At 32.6% G+C, this 24,583-nt stretch carries 22 protein-coding genes and 1 pseudogene; 12 read left to right on the top strand and 11 right to left on the bottom strand.

Translation table 11 applies throughout. The features are described 5' to 3' along the window. Positions 1-37: 37 nt before the first annotated feature. Complete coding sequence (locus QE431_RS10350; RefSeq protein WP_307295492.1) at positions 38-1,267, bottom strand: HD domain-containing protein; 1,230 nt, start codon at positions 1,265-1,267, stop codon at positions 38-40. Between the two features lie 224 nt (positions 1,268-1,491). Between QE431_RS10350 and QE431_RS10345 the strand changes: the two genes are divergently transcribed. The 4 genes from QE431_RS10345 to QE431_RS10330 all read left to right on the top strand — a co-directional run bounded on the left by QE431_RS10345 (position 1,492) and on the right by QE431_RS10330 (position 5,289). Continuing rightward, positions 1,492-3,045, top strand: a complete 1,554-nt coding sequence (locus QE431_RS10345; RefSeq protein ID WP_057118034.1) for a bifunctional response regulator/alkaline phosphatase family protein — start codon at positions 1,492-1,494, stop codon at positions 3,043-3,045. A gap of 83 nt (positions 3,046-3,128) precedes the next feature. Continuing rightward, complete coding sequence (gene tsaE, locus QE431_RS10340) at positions 3,129-3,536, top strand: tRNA (adenosine(37)-N6)-threonylcarbamoyltransferase complex ATPase subunit type 1 TsaE (RefSeq protein WP_057118035.1); 408 nt, start codon at positions 3,129-3,131, stop codon at positions 3,534-3,536. Positions 3,537-3,678: 142 nt separating this feature from the next. Then, positions 3,679-4,878, top strand: a complete 1,200-nt coding sequence (locus QE431_RS10335; RefSeq protein WP_057118036.1) for an alanine dehydrogenase — start codon at positions 3,679-3,681, stop codon at positions 4,876-4,878. Positions 4,879-4,914: 36 nt separating this feature from the next. After that, positions 4,915-5,289 (top strand): DUF4258 domain-containing protein, encoded by a 375-nt coding sequence (locus QE431_RS10330; protein WP_057118037.1) that lies wholly within the window; start codon positions 4,915-4,917, stop codon positions 5,287-5,289. Positions 5,290-5,449: 160 nt separating this feature from the next. Here the strand turns inward: QE431_RS10330 and QE431_RS10325 are convergent, their stop codons facing one another. Continuing rightward, positions 5,450-6,115, bottom strand: coding sequence for a uracil-DNA glycosylase (locus tag QE431_RS10325; RefSeq protein ID WP_307295490.1), 666 nt, complete (start codon positions 6,113-6,115; stop codon positions 5,450-5,452). A 172-nt stretch (positions 6,116-6,287) separates the two neighbouring features. Between QE431_RS10325 and QE431_RS10320 the strand changes: the two genes are divergently transcribed. The 3 genes from QE431_RS10320 to QE431_RS10310 all read left to right on the top strand — a co-directional run bounded on the left by QE431_RS10320 (position 6,288) and on the right by QE431_RS10310 (position 9,526). Continuing rightward, entirely contained in the window at positions 6,288-8,453 is a 2,166-nt protein-coding gene (locus QE431_RS10320) for a DNA mismatch repair protein MutS (RefSeq protein WP_307295488.1), read from the top strand. A 317-nt stretch (positions 8,454-8,770) separates the two neighbouring features. Then, positions 8,771-9,076 carry a GIY-YIG nuclease family protein gene (locus tag QE431_RS10315; protein WP_307295486.1) on the top strand — a complete coding sequence of 102 codons (306 nt, stop codon included), beginning with the start codon at positions 8,771-8,773 and terminating at the stop codon, positions 9,074-9,076. A gap of 6 nt (positions 9,077-9,082) precedes the next feature. Then, complete coding sequence (locus tag QE431_RS10310) at positions 9,083-9,526, top strand: thiol-disulfide oxidoreductase DCC family protein (RefSeq protein ID WP_307295485.1); 444 nt, start codon at positions 9,083-9,085, stop codon at positions 9,524-9,526. Between the two features lie 199 nt (positions 9,527-9,725). Here QE431_RS10310 and ettA read toward each other — a convergent pair whose 3' ends face one another. From ettA to holA, 4 genes are all read right to left on the bottom strand, one after another. Further along, positions 9,726-11,417 (bottom strand): energy-dependent translational throttle protein EttA, encoded by a 1,692-nt coding sequence (gene ettA / locus QE431_RS10305; protein WP_057119783.1) that lies wholly within the window; start codon positions 11,415-11,417, stop codon positions 9,726-9,728. Between the two features lie 40 nt (positions 11,418-11,457). Then, complete coding sequence (locus tag QE431_RS10300; RefSeq protein ID WP_057118041.1) at positions 11,458-11,847, bottom strand: four helix bundle protein; 390 nt, start codon at positions 11,845-11,847, stop codon at positions 11,458-11,460. Between the two features lie 31 nt (positions 11,848-11,878). After that, positions 11,879-12,055 (bottom strand): CAL67264 family membrane protein, encoded by a 177-nt coding sequence (locus QE431_RS10295; protein WP_198530125.1) that lies wholly within the window; start codon positions 12,053-12,055, stop codon positions 11,879-11,881. 71 nt (positions 12,056-12,126) lie between these two features. Continuing rightward, positions 12,127-13,131, bottom strand: a complete 1,005-nt coding sequence (gene holA / locus QE431_RS10290) for a DNA polymerase III subunit delta (protein WP_057118043.1) — start codon at positions 13,129-13,131, stop codon at positions 12,127-12,129. Positions 13,132-13,228: 97 nt separating this feature from the next. Between holA and QE431_RS10285 the strand changes: the two genes are divergently transcribed. The 3 genes from QE431_RS10285 to QE431_RS10275 are packed head-to-tail and all read left to right on the top strand — an operon-like array spanning position 13,229 to position 15,587. Then, positions 13,229-13,681: a type I restriction enzyme HsdR N-terminal domain-containing protein gene (locus QE431_RS10285; RefSeq protein WP_281865610.1), complete on the top strand. Its 453-nt coding sequence runs from the start codon at positions 13,229-13,231 to the stop codon at positions 13,679-13,681. A 20-nt stretch (positions 13,682-13,701) separates the two neighbouring features. Beyond that, on the top strand, positions 13,702-14,721 hold the full coding sequence (locus QE431_RS10280) for a glycosyltransferase family 2 protein (RefSeq protein ID WP_057118045.1): 1,020 nt from the start codon (positions 13,702-13,704) through the stop codon (positions 14,719-14,721). A 32-nt stretch (positions 14,722-14,753) separates the two neighbouring features. Continuing rightward, entirely contained in the window at positions 14,754-15,587 is an 834-nt protein-coding gene (locus tag QE431_RS10275; RefSeq protein ID WP_057118046.1) for an OmpA family protein, read from the top strand. 170 nt (positions 15,588-15,757) lie between these two features. Here the strand turns inward: QE431_RS10275 and QE431_RS10270 are convergent, their stop codons facing one another. The 3 genes from QE431_RS10270 to QE431_RS10260 all read right to left on the bottom strand — a co-directional run bounded on the left by QE431_RS10270 (position 15,758) and on the right by QE431_RS10260 (position 19,902). Next, a complete protein-coding gene (locus tag QE431_RS10270; protein WP_057118047.1) occupies positions 15,758-16,378 on the bottom strand; it encodes an L-threonylcarbamoyladenylate synthase in 621 nt (206 codons plus the stop codon). A gap of 82 nt (positions 16,379-16,460) precedes the next feature. Next, the gene (locus tag QE431_RS10265; RefSeq protein WP_057118048.1) at positions 16,461-18,794 is read right to left on the bottom strand and encodes an ATP-dependent helicase; all 2,334 of its coding nucleotides are present in this window, start codon (positions 18,792-18,794) and stop codon (positions 16,461-16,463) included. 340 nt (positions 18,795-19,134) lie between these two features. Next, on the bottom strand, positions 19,135-19,902 hold the full coding sequence (locus QE431_RS10260) for a TSUP family transporter (RefSeq protein WP_307295477.1): 768 nt from the start codon (positions 19,900-19,902) through the stop codon (positions 19,135-19,137). A gap of 125 nt (positions 19,903-20,027) precedes the next feature. Between QE431_RS10260 and QE431_RS10255 the strand changes: the two are divergent. Further along, positions 20,028-20,550: pseudogene (locus QE431_RS10255) on the top strand (hypothetical protein). A gap of 75 nt (positions 20,551-20,625) precedes the next feature. Here QE431_RS10255 and QE431_RS10250 read toward each other — a convergent pair. Beyond that, positions 20,626-21,525 (bottom strand): patatin family protein, encoded by a 900-nt coding sequence (locus QE431_RS10250; RefSeq protein ID WP_057118051.1) that lies wholly within the window; start codon positions 21,523-21,525, stop codon positions 20,626-20,628. A 147-nt stretch (positions 21,526-21,672) separates the two neighbouring features. Then, entirely contained in the window at positions 21,673-23,739 is a 2,067-nt protein-coding gene (locus QE431_RS10245) for a M1 family metallopeptidase (RefSeq protein ID WP_307295474.1), read from the bottom strand. A 93-nt stretch (positions 23,740-23,832) separates the two neighbouring features. Between QE431_RS10245 and QE431_RS10240 the strand changes: the two genes are divergently transcribed. Continuing rightward, positions 23,833-24,576, top strand: a complete 744-nt coding sequence (locus QE431_RS10240) for a diphthine--ammonia ligase (RefSeq protein ID WP_307295472.1) — start codon at positions 23,833-23,835, stop codon at positions 24,574-24,576. The last annotated feature ends 7 nt before the right edge of the window (positions 24,577-24,583 follow it).

Raw genomic sequence — 24,583 nt, 5'->3', positions numbered from 1 at the left:
CGACAAAAATATAAAAAATAGATTTTAAATGTTAATTTTAGATAAGTTGTTTTGGGAAACAGATATAATATTTTGTTACCAATTTAGATAACGATTTCAAATTCAGCTGATCAGAAGCTTCAACAACATCTTCAATTGTTTTATCTTTTTTCAAAATTCTAATAGGTTCGGCTTCTTTACTGTAGGCTTGGTTTTTAATTTTTCCTCTAAAAATAAAATATCCAGCTTCTAATTGTGTAATATGGTGCAAGTTGGCAAATTGTTCTTTCAAAGATTGGGATTCTTCCATTGAAATTTTTTCTGCACTTAACTTTATTTTCAATAAATCTCTATTAATGATCATCTTGCTTAATGTACTTAACACAAAATCATCTTGTCTCTGCCAAGCTTTCAACGCACTAATGATATCAAAATCATCAAGCTGCGAAAACAAATCTAACTTTTCTGCATCAAAATCATCCAAAGTAACCTTATTATGCATGAAATACGAAAGCGGTTCACTGCAAGGTAGGTTAATTCCTTTCAATGTCAACTCTTTAGCTCTCTTTAATGTTTTCATTAAAATTAATTCGGCAACCAAACTGGTTTTATGCAGATAAGCCTGCCAATACATTAATCTTCTAGAAAGCAAGAATTTTTCTACCGAATAAATTCCTTTTTCTTCAATAACCAAAACATCATTTTCAACATTCATCATCTGAATCAATCGTTCAGAATTTACATTTCCTTCTGCAACTCCAGTATAAAAACTGTCACGTTTTAGATAATCCATTCGATCCATATCCAGCTGACTTGAAATCAATTGCAGCATGAATTTTCTATGATATTCTCCTTTAAAAACCTGAATTGCCAAACTCAATCTCCCACCAAACTCTTCATTCAACTGATTCATAAACAATAATGAAATCGCTTCATGATGAACATCTTCAACAATACTTCTTTCCATTGCATGAGAAAATGGCCCATGTCCGATATCATGAAGTAAAATAGCAATTAATAAGGCATTTTCTTCTTCTGCAGATATCACAACATCTTTAAAACGAAGTGTATCAATTGCCTTCTGCATTAAATGCATGCATCCTAACGCATGATGAAAACGCGTATGATTTGCTCCCGGATACACCAAATATGACAATCCCATTTGAGAGATACGACGAAGACGCTGAAAATAGGGACGTTGGATTAAATCATAAATCAGCTCGATTGGAATCGTAATAAAGCCATAGATAGGATCGTTGAATATTTTTAATTTGTTGATCTGAGTCACAATCGGGTTATTTTTTTGGTCAACAAATATAAGTAAATAAGAATAAAGAGTTTGGAGTTTTTTATTTAAAAATCAATATTAAAATTATAATGATTGTCAGACAACTATATTTAAAAATGTAAAAAATCAACATACAATCGTTGTTTATCTTTGATAATTTTATACTATTTTTAATACTTTTTAAGTTCTATAACTTTAAATTGCAGTAAAAATAAATTTGTTTTATGGATAAGATCAAAATACTTTGGGTCGATGATGAAATCGATCTTTTAAAGCCCCATATATTATTTCTAGAAAAAAAGAATTACGAAGTTACAACTTGTAATAACGGACTTGATGCTATTGCATTGTTTGAAGAAGATAATTTCGATATTGTTTTTTTGGATGAAAATATGCCTGGAATGAGCGGTTTAGAAACGCTTTCTGAAATGAAAGAAAAAAAATCAGCCATACCAATGATTATGATTACAAAGAGCGAAGAAGAGTACATTATGGAAGAAGCCATAGGTTCTAAAATCGCCGACTACTTGATAAAACCTGTAAATCCGAATCAGATTTTATTGAGTTTGAAAAAGAATTTGGATCATTCAAGACTGATATCTGAAAAGACAACTTTGGATTATCAAAAGGAATTCAGAAAAATTGCAATGGAATTGGCAATGGTGAATTCGTATGAAGACTGGGTTGAATTGTATAAAAAATTACTTTTCTGGGAATTAGAGCTTGAAAACATTAATGATCAGGCGATGATCGAAATTTTAGAATCTCAAAAAGTTGAAGCCAATTCACAATTCGGAAAATATATTGAACGAAATTACGAAGATTGGTTTGCTCCAAAAGCAGACAAACCTATTCAATCTCATACTTTATTTAAAGAATTAGTTGTTCCAGAATTAAAAAAGAAAGACAAACCTGTTTTATTTGTTGTAATCGACAACCTTCGTTACGACCAATGGAAATCTTTTGAAACTGTAATTGCAAATTATTACAAATTAGAAAAAGAGGTTCCTTATTTTTCTATTCTTCCAACAGCAACTCAATATGCTAGAAATGCTATTTTCTCTGGTTTAATGCCTTTGGATATGGAAAAACAATTTCCTGAATATTGGAAAAACGACGTTGAAGATGGAGGGAAAAATCTTTACGAAGCTGAATTTTTATCGGCTCAATTGAAAAGATTAGGCTTAAATATTAAGGAAGATTATTTCAAAATTACCAATTATGCCGGCGGTAAAAAGCTTGCAGAGAACTTTAAAGCTTTAAAAGGCAATGACTTAGTTACTGTTGTTTACAATTTCGTAGATATGCTTTCGCACGCTAAGACAGAAATGGAAGTAGTAAAAGAATTAGCTTCAGATGATAAGGCATACCGCTCATTAACACTAAGTTGGTTTAAAAACTCTCCTTTATTAGAAATCATCCAGCAGGCACAGGTTTTAGGATTCAAATTAATCTTAACCACAGATCACGGAACAATTAATGTAAAAAATCCGTCGAAAGTTGTGGGAGATAAAAATACAAGCCTAAATTTGCGTTACAAAACTGGTCGTAGTTTAACCTACGAACAAAAAGACGTGTATGTAGTAAAAGAACCTAAAACAATTGGTTTACCAGCTATAAACATGAGCAGTTCGTTTATTTTTGCCAAAAATGATTTCTTTCTGGCTTATGTAAACAACTACAATCATTATGTGAGTTATTACAAAAATACATATCAGCATGGCGGAATTTCGTTAGAAGAAATGATTATTCCGTTTTTGGTATTTAACCCGAAATAAAAAAGTTTTCAGTCGCAGTCTCAGTTTTCAGTTTCTAATTGAGACTTAAAACTGCGACTGAGACTAAATAAATAGACATAACAATGAATATCGTTTTTTCATTAGATCAAATTCAAGAAGTTGCAGAGCAGATTTTAGCATCAAATCCTAAAAAAATTATTCTTTTTAATGGAGAAATGGGGGTTGGAAAAACCACTCTAATAAAGCAATTATGCAAAAGTTTAGGTGTTCAGGACGCTACCAGCAGCCCAACATTTTCTTTGGTTAACGAATATAATGCAGCAAATAATCAAATTGTTTATCATTTTGATTTTTACAGATTAAATAAAGAAACTGAAGCGCTGGATATGGGCGTCGATGATTATTTGTACTCTGGAAACTGGTGTTTTATTGAATGGTCTGAAAAAATTGAAAATCTTCTTCCAGAGGAAACTTCAACTATTAATATTGAATTACTTGCAGACGGAAAAAGAGAACTAAAATTAGTATAAAAACTTTACAAATCTTCACGACAAAGAGTAAAAAACTTAAGAGAAAATTTCTTAACATTCACACCTTATAGTATTAGCAGAATTTTTGCACTAATTTTAAATCTTTTTACGTAATTTGTACTCTTAATTTTTTGCACCACCCATGTCAATCACGTTAACTCCATTTACAAAACAACAATTAATACCACAAGAAGAAAAACTTGAGGTTGGTCGTTTTAAAAGAGAACTTTTTATAGGAATCCCCAAAGAAACAAGCTATCAGGAACGTCGTATATGCCTTACTCCCGATGCTGTAAATTCCTTAACTTATGCGGGTCACCGTGTCATGATTGAATCTGGAGCTGGGGAAAGTTCGAGTTATACCGATAAAGAATATGCCGATGCAGGTGCAGAAATAACAAAAGATACCAAAAGAGTTTTTGGCTGTCCGTTTTTACTAAAAGTAGAACCGCCAACTTTGGCCGAAATACAAATGATAAATCCAGAAACGGTAATCATTTCAGCTATTCAGCTCAAAACCAAAAAGAAAGAATACTTCGAAGCTTTAGCTCAAAAGAAAATCACAGCCTTAGCTTTTGAATATATTAAAGATGAGGACGGCTCGTATCCTGCAGTAAAATCTTTAAGCGAAATTGCAGGAACAGCCTCAATTCTTATTGCTGCAGAATTAATGATTACGGATGAATTTGGAAAAGGCCTTTTATTTGGAAATATTACAGGCGTCCCTCCTACTGAAGTTGTTATTTTGGGTGCTGGAACTGTTGGTGAATTTGCTGCAAAAACAGCAATTGGATTAGGAGCAAATGTAAAAGTTTTCGATAATTCCATTACCAAATTACGCCGCTTGCAAAATAATTTGAATCAGCGAATTTTTACTTCAACTATTCAACAAAAAGGTTTACTAAAAGCTTTAAGACGTTGTGATGTCGCTATTGGCGCCATGCGCGGAAAAGAACGCTGTCCAATTGTAGTTACAGAAACTATGGTAGAACACATGAAAAAAGGTGCTGTAATTGTTGATGTAAGCATTGACACTGGAGGCTGCTTCGAAACATCAGAAGTTACTACCCACGAAAAACCAACCTTTATTAAGAGCAATGTTTTACACTATTGTGTACCAAATATACCTTCTAGATATTCCAAAACCGCCTCATTATCAATTAGTAACATTTTAACACCTTATCTACATCAGATAGCCGAAGATGGTGGAATAGAAAGTGCTATTAGATGCAACAAAGGTCTTAAAAATGGTATTTATCTTTATCACGGAATCCTAACAAACAAAGCTATTGGCGACTGGTTTGATTTGCCAGATAACGATATCAATTTACTTGTATTTTAAGGGAACTTTAATGTACCTTTGCAAAAATTTTATTTCATGAAGTTCGTACACCGTTTTGCATATTATCTAATCGGCCTAATTATGGGCTGTTTTTTTGTAGCTCTTGTTTTTAGTGGAAAAGATACTCGCTGCAACTATTTTCCAAATGCCCGAGTTCTTAATAATCTTCGAACAAAACCTTTTCAATATTCAGATAAAGCAATTCAGACTTTAAATGAAAAATGGGTTGACACTGCAGACATTAAAAATACATTGACTTACGGAGATGTTGATTTTGACCAAAGTAATGTTCCTTTCAATAAAGGAAAACTTTATATCATTGAAGGAAAGACAGTTAAAAATCAGGAAATTATTCTAAAAGTTACCAACTACGAAAACAAAGCTGTTTTAGAAGAAATTATCAAAAAATAATATTAAGAACTGATTTGTCATTTCGACTGAAAGGAGAAATCACACAAGAAACTCTACAAAGATTAAAGATATTCCTATGTAGAATTAATAATGTGATTTCTCCTTTCAGTCGAAATGACAATATTTTAAATTAGTGATAATTAGTGGAATCAGTGTTTAACTACCACTCGATTTCTTTCAATCCTTTCGATTTCAAGAAATCATTTGTCTGGCTAAAATGTTTATTTCCAAACCAAAATCCTCTATTTGCACTTAAAGGTGAAGGATGTCCTGATTTTAAGATATGATGTTTGGAAGCGTCAATTAACGCAGCTTTCTTTTGAGCAAAACCGCCCCAAAGCAGGAATACTACATTTTCTTTTTCCTTAGAAATCTGTTTGATTACAGCATCCGTAAATTTTTCCCATCCTTTTCCCTGATGACTTCCTGCTTCAGATCGTCTCACTGTTAACGTGGCATTTAAAAGAAAAACACCTTGATCTGCCCAGCGCTCCAAATTCCCAGTTTTTGGTAAAGGTTTATTTAAATCACTTTCGATTTCTCTAAAAATATTATATAAAGATGGTGGAAACGGAATTCCATCGTTTACAGAAAAACACAAACCATTTGCCTGGTTTGGACCATGATAAGGATCCTGACCAATTATAACAACTTTTACTTCATCAAAATGACAATGGTCAAAAGCTGAAAAAATCTGACTCCCTTTTGGATAACAAACTTTCGTAGTATATTCTGATTTTACGAATTCAATTAATTCTTTGAAATATGGTTTTTCGAATTCTTCATTCAAAACTGGTTTCCAAGAAGAATGCATTTTTACGTCCATAATTTTTTTTTATGCGAATTTCAGAAATAATTACTTAAAATCATATTTACTAAAAAGAAAAATGTAAAAAATCGAAAACCAAAAGTTAGAAACGACAGCAAATAAAAAAACTCATAATTCATAATTCATTATTGTTTTCGTACTTTTGCTTTTACTTTCATAAAGAGATTAAATGATCAGTATTACCGAAAAAACATTACAAGACTTACAATTTCCAACAGTACTCGAAACCATTTCAGATGGATGCAACACCGATATTGGAAAGGAAAAGGCTTTACAAATAAAACCATTTAGAGATAAAGAAGAATTGATGCAGTCCTTGATGCAGACATCAGAATATGTATCTTCTTTTCAAAATAATAACGCGATTCCTAATCACGGATTCGATGCTATAACTCATGAAATTAAGTTTTTAGCAATTGAAGATAGTTTCTTGGAAGTTGGCAGTTTTAGAAAAATTGCCAATCTTTCTGCAACTACAAATGTCTTATTGAGTTTCCTTAAGAAATTTGATGACTATTATCCAAATCTTAACGCAAGAGCTTCTCGGGTAGAATTGACAAAAGACATTATTACGGCAATTGATGCAATTGTCGATAAATATGGAGAAATTAAAGATAATGCTTCGCCGGCTTTATTGAGCATTCGCCAAAATATGAATTTGGTACGCGGAAAAGTAAACCAAAGTTTTGGTGTGGCACTTACACAATATAACGGTTTAGGATATTTGGATGATATTAAGGAAAGCTTTGTACAAAACCGCAGGGTTTTGGCAGTGTTAGCAATGTATCGTCGTAAAGTAAAAGGTTCTATTTTAGGAAGTTCCAAAACGGGAAGCATTGCTTATATCGAACCAGAAGCTACTCTAAAATATTCAAGAGAGCTAGCAAATTTAGAATATGAGGAGAAGGAAGAAATTACGAGAATTTTAAAAAATCTATCAAACGTAATTCGTCCTTACTTACCTTTATTAATTGAATATCAGGACTTTTTAAGTGATATTGATGTTGTTGCTGGAAAAGCAAAATACGCCAATCGCATCAACGGAATCTTGCCCGCAATTACAGAAGAAAGAAGATTATTTTTTAGAGAAGCCTATCATCCGATTTTGTATTTGAATAACAAACAAAAAAAAGAAGTTACGCATCCGCAGACCATTGAGCTAAAACAAGAAAATAGAATTATTGTAATTTCTGGACCAAATGCTGGAGGGAAAACTATTTCCTTGAAAACTGTTGGTTTATTACAATTGATGCTGCAATCTGGCATTTTAATTCCAGTTCACGAAAGAAGCGAAACTTTCTTATTTGATAGAATTTTAACCGACATTGGAGATAATCAATCTATTGAAAATCATTTAAGTACTTATAGCTACAGATTAAAAAACATGAATTATTTCTTGAAGAAATGCAACAAGAAAACCATGTTTTTAATTGACGAATTTGGTACAGGTTCTGATCCTGAATTGGGAGGTGCTTTGGCTGAAATTTTCTTGGAAGAATTTTATCATCGAGAAGCATTTGGAATTATAACAACGCACTATTCCAATTTAAAAATTTTGGCAAACGAATTACCATATGCCACAAATGCCAATATGATGTTCGATGAAAAGTCTCTTGAACCAATGTACAAATTAGCTTTGGGTCAAGCAGGAAGTTCGTTTACATTTGAAGTTGCCCAAAAAAATGGAATTCCGTTTGGATTGATTAATCGTGCGAAAAAGAAAATCGAAGTTGGAAAAGTTCGTTTTGATAAAACCATTGCGACTCTTCAAAAAGAAAGGTCAAAGCTTGAAAAAACTTCTTTGAATTTAAAAGAAGAAGAAACTCGTGCACGTGAAGAAAGTAAAAAGATGGAAAACATCAATACTAGAATCCAGCAAAAATTGGAAAGCTATCAAGAATTATATGACAGCAACCAAAAGATCATTTACATTGGACAAAAAATTGATGACATTGCTGAAAAATATTTCAACAACAAAAATAAAAAAGAACTAATAGGTGAATTTTTAAAAATAGTTGAAATTGAAAATTCAAAACGAAAAAAAGCAACTCCAAAAGAAACCAAAGCAAAAGTTGAAAAACAAAAAGAAATTATTGCTGAAGTTCAGGTAAAAGTTGAGGAAATTCGAAAAGAGAAAAAAGAGAAAAAATTAAAACCTGTTATAGAAAAACCAAGACCAATTTTAAAAGTGGGTGACCGAGTAAGAATGATGGACGGAAGATCTGTTGGAAGTATTGATTCAATAGAAAAAAATAAAGCAACAGTAAATTATGGAATTTTTACATCGAAAGTAAGCTTAGACGAATTGGAGTTAGTTGAGGCTGTTAAAAAATAATTTTCAGTCTCAGTGGCGGTTTTCAGTTTTTAAAATATGCTAAAAATTAGGTAAAATTAAAATAAAGCTATTTAACAAACGATCTTCCAAAATACAATAAAAGAGGTCGCTTTATTATTTAAATTAATTTAAAAGCAAATATTAAAGCCATTTAAAATAAGGAAAATTTATTAAAACTTAAAAGGCAATAATTAAAATATATAAATAGTACAAATATTACAAATATTCATTAGGTTTATCATTGCGAGGAACGAAGCAACCACACTTAAAAAGAGGTAGTCAATTTTTTTTCCGCTATAAATTAAATTAAGTAAAAAATGAAGCCTGGATTTGTATATATAATTACTAATAAATATCAAACTGTTGTTTACACTGGTGTTACCTCTAATCTTCCAAAAAGAATTCTGCAGCATAAAAATAAAAAATATCCAAAATCATTCTCAGCTCGTTATGATGTAAGTATTTTAGTTTATTATGAACAGTTTCAATGGATCGAAGATGCAATAACAAGAGAAAAACAAATAAAAGCTGGATCTCGAGAAGCAAAAAATAATTTGATTCGCTCATTGAATCCAACTTGGAAAGATTTATTCGAAGAAATTGAAAATATAATGATTGTGTAAAAGCGTATGAAAAAGTACAATGAGATTGCTTCGTTCCTCGCAAAGACTGCAAAGAATAAAAAAATAATCCTTTTTGACGGAGTTTGTAATCTCTGCAATTCTGCTGTACAATTTATTATAAAAAAAGACAAAAAAGATATTTTTAGATTTGTCGCATTGCAGTCAGAATTAGGTATTTCGATTTGCAAACATCTGGGAATTAGTTTTTCAAAAATGGACAGCATTATTTTATACGATCCAGGAACAGCTTATTTTTATAAATCTTCGGCAGCAATTGAAATAGGAAAAAACTTTGGTGGTTTTTGGAAATTAATTCCGATTTTTAGAATTGTTCCGATTTTTATAAGCGATTTCATTTACGACTACATTGCCAAAAACCGATACAATTGGTATGGCAAAAAAGAAAGCTGCATGATTCCTACACCGGAATTGAAATCGAAATTTCTTTAAGAAGAAATTCCAATAGAAAGTTCCAAATTCCAATTTTATACATAACGAGAATCCAATCTTTGTTGAGTTTCTCGCGAAGATTTCTCTCCCGAAGCCTCGGGATCGAAAATGACAAACTAGACACAGTGCAAAAAAATAAAAATCCCAAATTCACTATAATTGGAATTTGGGATTTTCTATTTGGAATTTATTAGAAAAATTATCTAATTAATTTTCTGTATTTCAAACGTTTTGGAGTTAAGTCACCGCCAAGACGTTTCTTTTTGTTTTCTTCATAATCAGAGAAACTTCCTTCGAAAAAGTAAACTTCAGAGTCTCCTTCGAAAGCTAAAATGTGTGTACAAATTCTATCTAAGAACCATCTGTCGTGAGAAATAATTACGGCACAACCTGCAAAATTCTCCAAACCTTCTTCAAGTGCACGAAGTGTATTCACATCAAGATCATTCGTAGGCTCATCCAGTAAAAGTACGTTTCCTTCTTCTTTCAATGTCATTGCCAAATGCAAACGGTTACGTTCTCCACCAGAAAGCATTGACACTTTTTTGTTTTGCTCGCCGCCACCAAAGTTGAAACGAGATAAGTAAGCTCTAGAATTAACTTGCTTTCCTCCCATCATAATCAATTCCTGACCATCTGCGAAATTCTCCCAGATCGATTTGTTCGGATCGATATTAGAGTGAGACTGATCTACATAAGCAATTTTTACAGTTTCACCAACTGAAAATTCTCCGCTGTCTGTAGCTTGCTCTCCCATAATCATTTTGAAAATGGTAGATTTACCAGCACCGTTTGGTCCGATAATTCCAACAATACCTGCTTGTGGCAACGTAAAGTTTAAATTATCATACAATAATTTATCACCAAAAGCTTTAGCAACATTTTTCGCTTCAATAACATTTGTCCCTAAACGCGGACCGTTCGGGATATAGATTTCTAGATTTTCATCTAGTTGTTTTTGATCTTCGTTTAATAATTTGTCGTAGTTCTGTAAACGAGCTTTTTGTTTGGTCTGACGACCTTTTGCTCCTTGGCGAACCCACTCCAACTCACGCTCTAAAGTTTTTCTACGTTTAGAAGCCACTTTTTCTTCCTGAGCCATACGGTTTGATTTTTGATCTAACCAAGAAGAATAATTTCCTTTCCATGGAATACCTTCTCCTCTATCCAACTCTAAAATCCATCCAGCAACGTTATCTAAGAAATAACGGTCGTGCGTTACAGCAATTACAGTTCCTGAATATTGTGCTAAATGCTGCTCTAACCAAAGAACTGACTCAGCATCAAGGTGGTTGGTAGGCTCATCTAATAGCAGTACATCCGGCTGCTGCAATAACAAACGGCATAAAGCTACACGACGACGCTCACCTCCTGAAAGGTTTTTAATAGGCGTATCTCCTTCTGGAGTACGCAATGCATCCATTGCAATTTCTAATTTCGTATCAATTTCCCAAGCACCAAGAGCATCAATTTTATCTTGTAATGCTGCTTGACGGTCCATCAATTTATCCATTTTATCTGGATCTGAATAATTCTCTTCAAGACCGAATAAATCGTTTATCTGATTGTACTCTTCTAAAACCGCCATCGTTTCTGCTGCTCCTTCACGAACAATTTCAATAACTGTTTTAGAATCATCAAGAATTGGTTCTTGCTCTAAATACCCAACAGTATAACCTGGCTGAAAAACCACATCTCCTTGATAGTTCTTATCTACTCCAGCAATAATCTTTAAAAGTGAAGATTTTCCAGAACCGTTAAGTCCTAAAATACCAATTTTTGCTCCGTAAAAGAAACTCAAGTAAATATTTTTAAGAACAGGTTTATCTGCTCCCTGATAGGTTTTACTCAATTTCTGCATTGAGAAAATTACTTTCTTATCGTCTGACATATTTATGTTAATTATTTTTAGTTTATTGTTTTTTGTTGAATTACTTAAATTTAAGTCCTTTGAACTCACAGTTCCTTAAATAATTCATCATCGCTCCTATTTTATTTTTTTCTATTTCAGTCATTTCATTTAATTTCAGATGTTGCTCTTCTGAAATCAATTTTTTGTCAAAAGCTCTGTAAGATTGCGATTTTACTTCTCCAGCTGAACCTTTTGCAATACTCAAGAATTGTATAAATTCTCTATTTCCATTTCTTTCAAAACCTTCTGCAATATTATCCATTATAGACCCTGAACTTCTATCGATTTGATCTTTGAGTGAATAATTTGTTTTTAAAGTTGTTGTCTGGATTAATAACTCAACATATTGACATAATTCTCTAGCTTTTTGCCAAATTTCTAAATCTTCAAATTTATTTATTTTTGCCATAACAACAAACTATAAGCAACAAACTACAAACTTAAACTCTACCTTTTAAAGCATTGAATACCCATGCATTAGCCAAAAATCCAACCCCAACAGCAGCAAATCCCCAGCCTGATACTTCACTGTATCTAAAAACACCAAGACCTATAAGTAACAATCCCATAAGTACCATTATAAAAGTAGCCCATCCTAAAACGGTATTTTTATTCATTCCCATAATTGTGTAATTATTTTTTAAGTAGCAAAATTTTTAGAAACGCAAATATCGTGAATTTTACTGGCTTAATTAAATATTTTATACAGCATTTCTTTCAGCAAATCGGATTGTGGTAAAGCGTTGGCTCCCACACCTTTACTTTTAATATCAATATCTCGTAAAGCGCCAACTATCTGGCTAACTTTTCGCATTGGATAATTTTTTACAGCCAAATCATATTCTTTCAAGAAATATGGATTTACTCCAATTGCGGCAGCCACATTTTTTGGATTTTTATCTTTTAGTCCGTGATATTTTAGAAGCTGTATAAAAAAGCCGAATACCAATCCTGTCGTCATAACCAAAGGATATTCTTTAGGGTTATGAGCAAAATTTTCTGCTATCTTATATGCTCTTAGCTGATTGCGTTCACCAATTGCTTTTCGAAGTTCGAAAACATTGTAGTCTTTACTAAAACCAATATTTTCTTCAATATGCTCAGGCATAATCATAGTTCCCTGCGGCAAAATGATCTGAAGTTTTTCAAGTTCATTATTAATTTTACTTAAATCTGTTCCTAAAAACTCTACAAGCATAGCATTAGCTTTCGGATCAATAGTATATTTTTTACCCGCCAAAACACGCTTTATCCAGTCGCCAACTTGATTTTCGTATAACTTTTTGCTTTCGTAAACGACACCTTTTTGTGCTAAAAGTTTAGTGACCTTTTTACGTTTATCGAGTGTTTTATATTTATAACAGAAAACCAACACTGTAGTTTCCATCGGATTCTCTACATAAGATTCTATTTTATCTATTGTACGAGACAAATCCTGAGCCTCTTTCACAATAACAACCTGACGATCAGCCATCATAGGATAGCGTTTAGCTGTTGAAACAATATCATCAATAGAAACATCTCTTCCGTACAAAACTGTCTGATTAAAGCCTTTCTCTTCTTCAGCCAAAACATTCTGCTCAATATATTCAGACAATTTATCTATATAATAAGGCTCTTCACCCATTAAAAAATAAATTGGTTTAATATTTCCGGCTTTTATATCGTTAACGATTTTTACTACTTCGTCCATTAAATTAAGTTTTCAGTGTTCAGGCTCAGTTTTCAGTTTCAAAAATAAATAATTAACTAATTTTCAAATTGACTAATTTTCAAATTATATTTGCTTTATGTTAAAACTTAATTTCCCTGCTTACACTTTCCGATTCAAAAATAGCGAAAATAAAGTGTCTATTTTTGATGAAATCAGGAAAAAATTTATAATTCTCACGCCAGAAGAATGGGTTCGCCAGCACGTTGTGCATTTTTTAATGTACGAAAAAAAGTATCCCAAATCACTTATAAATGTAGAGAAAGTTTTAACCGTCAACGGATTACGAAAGCGCTATGATGTTGTGGTTTTCAATTCAGATGGTACTATACATATATTAGTAGAATGTAAAGCACCAGAAGTTAAAATCTCTCAGGCAACTTTTGACCAAATTGCCCGTTATAATATGACGATGCAGGCACGGTTTTTGAATGTCACAAACGGACTAAGCCATTTTTATTGTCAAATGGATTTTGAAAACGAAAAATATGAGTTTTTGAGAAACCTGCCTGATTATAAAGAAAACCATTAAAAATAAATAATTAAGTACTTTTGGATAAAATAGCAGTTGTAATTTTAAATTGGAACGGAGTAAAATTGCTGGAGCAGTTTTTACCATCTGTTATTCAATTTTCAGAAGGCGCGGCAATCTATGTTGCTGATAACGATTCTACAGATAATTCTATCGAGTTCGTTAAAGAAAACTTCCCTACCGTAAAGATTGTCAAAAACTCAGGAAATCACGGCTTTGCAAAAGGTTATAATGATGCATTAAAACATATTGATGCAGAAATTTATGCATTGGTCAATTCTGATATCGAAGTTACAGAAAACTGGCTTAAGCCAATTCTCGAAACTTTTGATACTGAAAAACAAACCGCTATTATTCAGCCTAAAATTCTCGATTTTAAAAACAAAGAATATTTTGAATATGCTGGTGCTGCGGGTGGTTTTATTGACAAATATGGATTTCCATTTTGTAGAGGAAGAATTTTTGATACCGTAGAAAAAGATAACGGACAATATGATGAAAATATTGAATTATTCTGGGCTTCAGGCGCTTGCTTTTTCATTAGAAAGAATGTATTTTATGAATTAGGAGGTTTTGATGAAAGTTTTTTTGCTCATCAAGAAGAAATTGATTTATGCTGGAGAGCTGCAAACGACGGACATATTATTAAGTATAATTATCAATCTCTCGTTTATCATGTTGGTGGTGCAACATTACAACAGGGAAATCCTAAAAAGACCTATTTGAATTTTAGAAATTCATTATTAATGCTTGTCAAAAATCTGCCCAAAAGAGGATTATTTTTTGTGATTTTTTTCCGCATGATTTTAGACGGCATTGCAGGTATCCGTTTTCTTACACAAGGGAAATTCGGACACACTTTTGCTATTTTAAAGGCACATTTTTCATTTTATTGCTTATCTTTAAAATATCTCGGAAAACGAAAAGATTTTCAGATACAGCAATACTATATGGTTAAAAGCATCGTTTTCCTTTATTATATCAGGAAAATGACCTTATTTAAAGAAATCTTTAACAGTATTCAAAATATTAAAAACTAAATTTGTAATCAAGTCTAATTAAAATTAAATTTATGAGAAAAATAGTTATCGCACTATCAGTATTAATGGCTTTAACATCATGTGTTTCTAAAAAGAAATATGCTGAGTTGGAAGCTAAGAACAAAGAGACTCAAGATTTGTTAAACTCATGTACTGTAAAATTAAATTCGTGCTTAGAAGAAAAAGCTGGATTAGCTGCAACAGCTGAAAGCTACAAACAACATAATCAAGATTTAATCAACAGCTCTAAAGATTTAACTATCTTAACTACTAAAGGTGCTGAGAATCTTGAAAAATCTCTTGAAAGCTTAAAAGAAAAAGATTTAAAAATTTCTAGACTTCAAGACGCTTTAACTAAAAAAGACAGTGTTACTTTAGCATTAGTTACTAGTTTAAAAGGTGCAGTTGGAATCAACGATCCAGATATCGAAATCAATGTTGAAAAAGGAGTTGTATTTATCTCTATCGCTGATAAATTATTATTCAAAAGCGGAAGCTACGAAGTAACTGATGCAGCAAAAGGTGTATTAGCAAAAGTTGCAAAAGTAGTTAACGACAAACCAGATTTCGAATGTATGGTTGAAGGACACACAGATAATGTTCCTTACAAAAGCAACGGAATTATCTTAGACAACTGGGATTTAAGTGTGAAACGTTCTACTTCTATCGTTCGTGTTTTAACAAACGATCTTGGTGTTAACCCAGCTAAATTAATTGCTGCAGGTAGAAGTTCTTATGTACCATTAGTTGCTAATGATACTGCTGAAAACAAAGCTCGTAACAGAAGAACTCGTATTGTAGTTATGCCAAAAATCGATCAATTCTATGATATGATTGAAAAAGAAATGAAAAAACAAGCTAAATAATTCTTGTTTTAAATTTTATAAAAACAGAAAAAGCAGGTCGATTGACCTGCTTTTTTGTATTCTTAATTTTGGCTAATCAAGAATAGCATTATTTTTAAATAACTAACTAAATTTTAACTGTACTAAAGTTAGGTATTATTTTTAAACTTTTATACAATTAAAGTATTTATTTACAAAATATCAATTTCACCTTTTCCTTCTCTTACAATAACTGGTTCATGTTCAGATAAATCTATAATTGTTGAACCAACATTATCTCCATATCCTCCATCAATTACTAGGTCGACAAGGTTTTGCCATTTCTCAAAAATCAATTCAGGATCTGTTGTATATTCAATCACATCATCTTCATCACGAATAGAAGTTGAGACTACTGGATTTCCTAACTGACGTACAATTTCTAAAATAATATTATTGTCAGGAACACGAATACCAACTGTAGTTTTCTTTTTAAATTCTTTTGGAAGATTATTATTTCCAGGTAAAATAAAAGTATAAGGTCCTGGCAAAGCTCTTTTTAATATTTTAAAAGTCGAAGTATCAATCTGACGCACATAATCTGATAAATTACTAAGGTCATGACAAATAAATGAAAAATTGGCTTTTTCCAATTTAACTCCTTTTATCTTAGCAATTTTTTCTAATGCTCTCGAATTGGTAATATCACAACCTAAACCGTAAACAGTATCTGTTGGATAAATCACCAATCCACCATTTTGAAGCACTTTTACAACTTTTGCAATTGCAGCTTCACTAGGTTTATCTGGATATATTTTTATAAATTCGGCCATAATTTTTTTAGTTTTTTTGTTTCAGGTTTTAGGCTGCAAGTTGTTTTTCATAACTTGAAACATGAAACTTGAAACATTTTTTTTATCCTACCACATCTAATTTAGCAAATCTCAGCAAGAGTTTCTTAATTCCTCCTACTTCAAATTTGATTTCTGCTTTTTTATCAGCGCCAACACCTTCTAGGTTAATCACTTCTCCTTTACCAAAACGTTCGTGCATTACAACATTTCCAACAGTCAATTTACTGTCAAATAAATTTGGTGCACTTGCATTCGGATTAGTCCCTACTGGCTTTAACTTTCTGATATTCAGATCCGGTTTCGGATTATTATCTGTAATATGTTTTGGAGGTGTTCCTCCCACCGGTTTTGCTAATCTTAGTTTAGACTTATCAACATCACCGAAAATATCACCATCAATTGGTGATTTATAGCGATAATTCGTTTCTGCAGGAGTTAGATATTCTAAATATTGACCATCAATTTCTTCAATAAATCTTGAAGGTTCACTATCTGTCAGTTTTCCCCAGCGATAACGAGATTGCGCATAAGTCAAATACGCCTGATGTTCTGCACGAGTTAAAGCTACGTAAAATAAACGACGTTCTTCTTCCAATTCACTTCTAGTACTCATACTCATCGCGCTCGGGAACAAATCTTCTTCCATACCCACCACAAAAACGTGCGGGAATTCAAGTCCCTTCGCTAAGTGAATCGTCATTAAAGCTACACGATCTTCATCATTGGTATCTTTGTCTAAATCTGTTGCCAAAGCCACATCTTCCATAAATTCAGAAAGCGCGCCTCTTGCTCCATCAATTTCTCTCTGCCCTTCGGTAAAATCTTTAATACCGTTTAAAAGCTCTTCTATATTCTGAATCTTCGCCATTCCTTCCGGAGTAGCATCTTTCTTTAATTCCTGAACCAAACCCGTTTTCTTTGCAACGTGGTCTGTAATATAAAAAGCATCCTGATTCTGATCTATAACCTGAAAACTCTGAATCATCGTCACAAAATCTTTCAGTTTGTTTTTTGTTCCAGTATTCAGTTTTAAATCTATTTTATCAATGTTAACCATTACTTCCCAAATCGATCGTTTGTAATGATTGGCTGCAATTGTCAATTTCTCTACCGTTGTATCTCCAATTCCACGTGCAGGATAATTAATCACACGAATCAAAGCCTCTTCATCTTTTGGATTCAGAACCAAGCGTAAATAACATAAAACGTCTTTAATCTCCTTACGTTGGTAGAACGACAATCCGCCGTAAATTCTATACGGAATATCACGTTTTCTCAAAGCATCCTCCATCGCACGTGACTGAGCATTAGTACGATACAAAATTGCAAAAGCACCATTATGAAGCTGATTCTGCATTTTCTGCTCAAAAATCGTACTGGCTACAAAACGCCCTTCTTCAGCATCTGTCAAACTTCTGTGAACTTTAATTTTAGGACCAAATTCGTTTGCAGTCCAAACTACTTTGTCTAGTTTGGTTTTATTATGCTCCATTACAGTATTTGCCGCTTCAACAATATTTCTTGTCGAACGGTAATTCTGCTCTAGACGAAACATTACTACACCTTCATAATCCTTCTGGAAATTCAAAATGTTATTAATATTGGCACCACGGAAAGCATAAATACTCTGCGCATCATCTCCAACGACACAAATATTTTGAAACCTATCAGATAAAGCCCTAACAATCAAATACTGAGAGTGATTTGTATCTTGGTACTCATCAACCAAAATATAACGAAAACGATCCTGATATTTAGCCAGAACTTCTGGAAAACGAGTTAGCAATTCATTGGTTTTCAACAGTAAATCATCAAAATCCATTGCGCCTGCTTTAAAACAGCGCTCCACATATTGCTGATATATTTCTCCCAATCTTGGTCTTTTCGCCATTGCATCGGCTTCAACCAATTCTGGATTATTAAAATAGGCTTTTACCGTAATCAAGCTGTTTTTGTAACTAGATATACGTCCTAAAATTTGTTTTGGTTTGTAAATATCACGATCCAGCTGCATTTCCTTAATAATCGAAGAAATTAATCTAGCCGAATCCTGAGAATCATATATGGTAAAATTGGAAGGATAACCCAAGTGATCAGATTCTGCACGCAGGATACGCGCAAAAATAGAGTGAAACGTTCCCATCCAAAGGTTCTTTGCCTCGCTCGCCCCCACAATATCCGAAATCCTGTGTTTCATCTCGCGGGCCGCTTTATTGGTAAAAGTCAGCGATAAAATATTGAAAGCATCAACACCTTGCGCCATCAAATAAGCAATTCTAATTGTTAAAACTCGGGTCTTTCCCGAACCTGCACCAGCAATAATAATCATTGGCCCATCTTTTTTAAGAACGGGCTGTCTTTGCGCTTCGTTGAGCTGGTCAATATATTTCTGCATGTAATTTTCTCCTTTTAGGCAAAATTAAGAATTTAAAAAGAAAGTTCCTAAGAAGCTTTTGAAAGGTTCTAAGTTGCTAAGCTTCTAAGATGCTAAGTTTTTTTTTGAAGCCAAACAAAAGGCATATTTTTCGGCATGGTTTCCCGCTTTCGGCTTTATCTCTTCATTTCATTACGAGGATACCGCCTCAATCGGGGCTAGATTCAAACAATCTTTTTTAAAGGTTCTGAGATGCTAAGATTCTAAGGCGCTAGGTTTCTTTTTCTTTAATTACTTAAGAACTTCGATATTCAAAGTCTCAGCTCCTTAGAATTCCAGAACCTTAGAACCTAGAAAAAACTTACTTAAAAAAAACATCATAACCAAAGCGAATCAAAGTTCCAACAACCACAATTAAAAAGAAAATCCGAATAAAACCGTTTCCTTTATTGATAGCCAGTTTTGCACCCAGCCAGCCTCCAAGTCCGTTGCTTACTGCCATCGGAATTGCAATTGTCCAGATAATTTTTCCTTTAATCGTAAATAAGCAAATCGAACCAAAGTTCGTCGCCAAGTTTACCATTTTAGCATTCGCGGAAGCGTGAAGAAAATCAAAACCCAAAAGCGCTATAAATGCTACTACAAAGAAACTTCCTGTCCCAGGTCCGATAAATCCGTCATAGAAACCAACGATTATACTAATGACAACCGCATAAATTATTTGTGTTGCAGCAGAATGATCTTTCGAAGCATGTTGTCCGAAATTTTTCTTAGCGTAGGTATAAATAAAAAGTAAAGATAAAACTACCAGTAAAAGCGGTTTCATAAAATCGTTGCTCACCATCGTCAAAATCGTAGAACCCAAAAATGCCGAAGGAACCGCCAAACACATCATAATGAGCAGTAATTTCCATTGAATAACAACCTTTTTTAAATACTGAAAAGCTGCAAAAGCTGTTCCGCTGAAAGCTGGAATTTTTAATGTTCCCACAACTGTAGAAACTGGCAAATTAGGTAATAAAATTAATCCCATTGGAGTTTGTATCAATCCGCCGCCGCCAACAATGGCATCAATAAATCCAGCAGCAAAAGCTGCTAAACAAAGAAAAAATATTATATACGAATCCATTAAAAACTGTATTTCAGACAAATTAAAAAACAAGTTGCAAAAGTACAGCTTCCTTTTTGTTTATTACCACAAATTTAAAGTGGATTTTTCCTCAAAAAGTATATTTTTGCTGAAAAATTATTCAAATGGATTTTAATAAAATTATAGAACTTGCGAGTTATACTCTGCCGGCATTAGTTACAGGAGTTGTAGCTTATCGTTTCTTTGAACTGCACATTAAAAACAATGATCGAAAACGCGCTTTTTTATTAAATAAAGAATATCAAAAACAATCTCTGCCAATACGTTTGCAGGCTTATGAGCGTATGACTTTATTTATTAGAGCGCATTAATTTGACTAAATTATTAATCAGGATTTCTCCAATTTCTCAAGATAAACACGATTATGAAAATTTTGTAATCGAACAAATCGAACAAGAATTTGAACATAATTTGACACAGCAGATTTACATGTCAGACGAATGCTGGACAATTATTACAACTGCAAAAAATGCAACCATTCAAATGATTCGTAAAGCCGCAATGAGCGATAAAGTAGATAATGCAGACAAATTACGCGAAGTAATTTTGAACGATTTACTAGAAAAACAATCTCCTAGTAATGCTGCTTTGGGTTATATTAAAAATGAAGTAGCTGATCTTTGGTAAAAATATTTTAGAATTCAGATTTTAGATTTTAGATTGAGTTTTCATAATCTAAAATCTAAAATCAACAATCTAAAATTATTTATTGTCACTCATAACCTCAGACTTATTCTGAGCATATTCATAACCTTGTTCCCACCAACCTTTCATTACATCTTTATTAAAAATCAAAGCATTGTCAGTCAATTTAATTGGCGTGTAATATAAGTTAAGCTTTACATCTTTATTGTTTGCCATAAGTTTTCCTATAGCAATATCATGTTTTTCAACTTGATCTAAAGCAATTCGGAACAAGTCAATCATCAAAGAAAAAGGATTTTTACCAATAACTGTTTTGGTTGTGTTGACCTCGGTTTCTAAAACAATTACATCTATTTCTGTTGCACCTCTATTAATTGCTTCGCGTATTGGAACCAAACTTGAAAATCCACCATCGCCATATTCACAATTGTTTTTCTCAACCAAGCTCATAAACGGAACATAATTACTAGAAATCCAAGACCATTCGCAAAACTCTTCATACGTACAATCCTTTACAGATTTATATTCTGATTCGTTTGTTGTAAAATTGGTAACCGTAACTATGACATCAGTCTTTAATTTTTTAAGATTATTGAAGTCGGACAATGAAAAGTTATTCTGAATATATTTTTTCAAACCTTTACTTTCTCCAAAAGTTCGTTTTCCTTTAAAAAACTGACGTATGACATTAAAGTGATTAATAGTCACAATATCAACACCATCTTTGTTTTTAACAACAAATGGACAAATATTGAAGATACTTGCCATTGTAACATTAGTGTAAACCGAATGAATTTTTTTAATGTGGCCGAGAGCTAAATGCGGAATTAACAAACTTCCTGTTGAAGTTCCTAAAAACAAATCGTATTCGTGTCTTTTTTCTTCTATTAAATACTGGGCAACACCGCCGGCAAATGCGCCTTTACTGCCTCCACCAGAAATAACCAATGCTCTCATGTGCGTTTTAAAGTTATGTTATGAGTTATGGAATTTAAAAGTTTCTCAACCTTACATCTCATTCCTCTTTATTGTATATTCTAATAAATCAATGATTTACAACTTAAATTTTGGTTTTCAAAACGCACAACCTATAACATAAAACCTTTAACTTTTTTCAATCAATAAACGATTCAATTGAAACTGTTCATCGGGGGTCAAATTAGGTAAAATTCTATTAAATGAAGCACGCATTTCTGGATTTTTTAAAAGAATACGAATATTATCTCTTCCGAACTTAGAAAATTGCCACATATGATGTGTTGTTGCACCAACTAAATTACTCAAAACCTGATCGTTAATAATTTTAAAAGCAATTAGTTTTTCTAAAGCATTTTGTCGTGTAGTGGCTTCATATTTTGTAGATGAAAATGCAATGAGTTCATTAATCAGAGATTCTTGATCATTGCTGTAATTTGGCGTAGACAATACTAGCGAAAGCCATAAAGTACGCAGATTATAGTCATTAAATCCAATCCAGTTTTTAGATTTATTTAAATATTCTGTTCTATGCTCTGGAAAATTCCTCCAAAGCCAATACAGTGCTATTTCTTGAGTTTGATAAGATTTATCATCAAGCAGCGTTTCGTAATGCAGTCTAAAATCTTGAGGAATTTTGGTCAGCGTTTGTGCAACATTTTGGCGAACTTCCATATTATTCGTCTCCAATGCCAAAAGCAAAAGCGGTTTTTTAGACTCATACTTTTCATTTTCTAACTGATCAACCACTGCTTCTTTTACTGACTGATACACATCAGATTCTAAAGTGGTCTTTAAAATGTCTATTTTTTCTGCTAAAGGTGTTTTCTTTAACTTATCAATTTCCAATCGTTTCTGAATCGTTTTATTTTTACTCAACAAGGCATTTGCAGTCGGCGTATCAAAAGCAGTCGATTCTAACCAAGTTTTCTGGAATTTTTCCAAATCGAAATTTGAAACTTTCTTAATCTCGTCGAAGAAGTTTTGCGTGTTTACAGTTTGATAAGCATATTTATTCAGATAACTTTTTATAGCTTTTTTGAAGGCTTTATCACCAATCGATTCGTGCAACACAAATAATGTCCAGGCTCCTTTTTCGTAAAATGTGAGCGAACTGGCTTTGGCATTTAAAACCGGAATTGTATCGGTTCTTGAAGCAAATTTTATCTGCTGTGCGGTATCGTATAATTTTGAATAAAAATAATCCTCTCCATAAATATCTTTTTCTGCAAGAAGGGCAAAATACGTTGCAAATCCTTCTTGAAGCCAATGATGTGTACTACTTTCGGCTGTAATTAAATCTCCAAACCAGTGATGTGCCAATTCGTGAGCGTCAACATTGGTATAGTTTCGGTCGCAAAAACCAATTGAATCTACAACATAACGAGTTGCAAATAAAGTCGTTGTTGTGTTTTCCATTCCCGCATACAAGAAATCTCGAACTGGAATTTGTCTGTTAATCTGCCAAGGGTATTTTACACCGATTTCTTTCTCCAGAAAATCAAAAATTCGTTTCGAATAGCGGTAAGTCGACTCAAAACGATCGGCATCTTTCGGCTCATAATAATATTCTAACGGAATTTTGCTTTTAGATTTAAATTCTTTTTTATCGAATTTTCCAATTGCCAGCATTAATAAATAAGAGCTCATTGGTTTTTCCATTTGATACTGCCAATGAACTAAGTTAACGTTTGGCGTTTTTTGTTTTAAAACTCCATTCGAAACAACCTGATAAGCTGCGTCATAAGAAATTCCTAAATTGAAAATTAGTTTCTCATTCACATCGTCAAAACTCGGAAACCAATTACTGGTATATCTGCCCTGCCCCTGCGTCCAGATCTGCACTTCATCGTTTTCTATATCAACAAAATACAAGGCTTGTTTTGGTTTTACCGTATAATTAAAAGTTAAGTGATTCTGACTTTTTGTAAAAGGAAAAACAATTTTTAATTGCTTAGTAGTATTTATAAAAATGACTTCTTTATCATTAATTTTCACATTCGAAAATTCCATGTTTTTAGCGTCAAGCGAAATGGTATCACAATCTTTCAAGACCTCAAACTGGAAATCTACGGCACCTGAAACTGTTTTTTCTTTTGAATTTAACAACAATTGCCCTGAAACTGACTTAAAATCAACGTTTTGGGTTTGCTGCGAGAATATAAATCCGGTAAATAATAAAAAGATGTATTTCATTGAAATGAATTTGAAGGCAAAATCCCAAAGTTACAAACCTTTCACAAACAAATAGAATGAAATTTGTAAGTTTACAGCATAAAATACCAAATCGTGTCTGTACCTCAAAAAGCCTTATTTAATTGGAGCAGCGGAAAAGATTCTGCTCTTGCATTATATAAAATTCTTCAAAATCCTGATTTTAAAATTGAATGTTTATTAACAAGCGTAAACAAACAATATCAGCGCATTTCTATGCATGGTGTTCGTGTTGCTTTATTAGAAGCTCAGGCGGAAAGCATTGGTATTCCTCTGAAAATTATGGAAATTCCAGAAATGCCGACTATGGAAGTTTATGAAAATGTAATGACTGAGACTTTAACAGAATTAAAAAATAAAGGCATTACTCATTCTATTTTTGGAGATATTTTTCTAGAAGATTTACGTCAATATCGCGAAAATCAATTAGCTAGAATTGGTTTTAACGGAATTTTTCCAATTTGGAAGATTCCAACTCAAAAATTGATTCAAGAATTTATATCGCTTGGGTTTAAAACAATTGTGGTTTGTGTGAATGAAAAATACTTAGACAAAAGTTTTGTCGGCAGAATTATCGATCAGGATTTCATAAATGATTTACCTGAGAATGTTGATGTATGCGGCGAAAATGGTGAATTTCATACCTTTACTTTTGACGGACCAATATTTTCTCAACCAATTGATTTTGAAATTGGTGAAATTGTTTACCGAAAATATGAAAAACAAGCAAATCAAAACTCCTCAAATGATGCTTGTGATACAAATGATGAAACAGCTTTTGATTTTGGATTTTGGTATTGTGATTTAATTCCTAAATAATATTTCA

Origin of the sequence: Flavobacterium sp. SORGH_AS_0622 (assembly GCF_030818825.1) — a bacterium.
Classification (GTDB): domain Bacteria; phylum Bacteroidota; class Bacteroidia; order Flavobacteriales; family Flavobacteriaceae; genus Flavobacterium.
The sequence above is the reverse complement of the archived record's forward strand: the minus strand, read 5'-3'. Positions and strand labels throughout refer to the sequence as shown.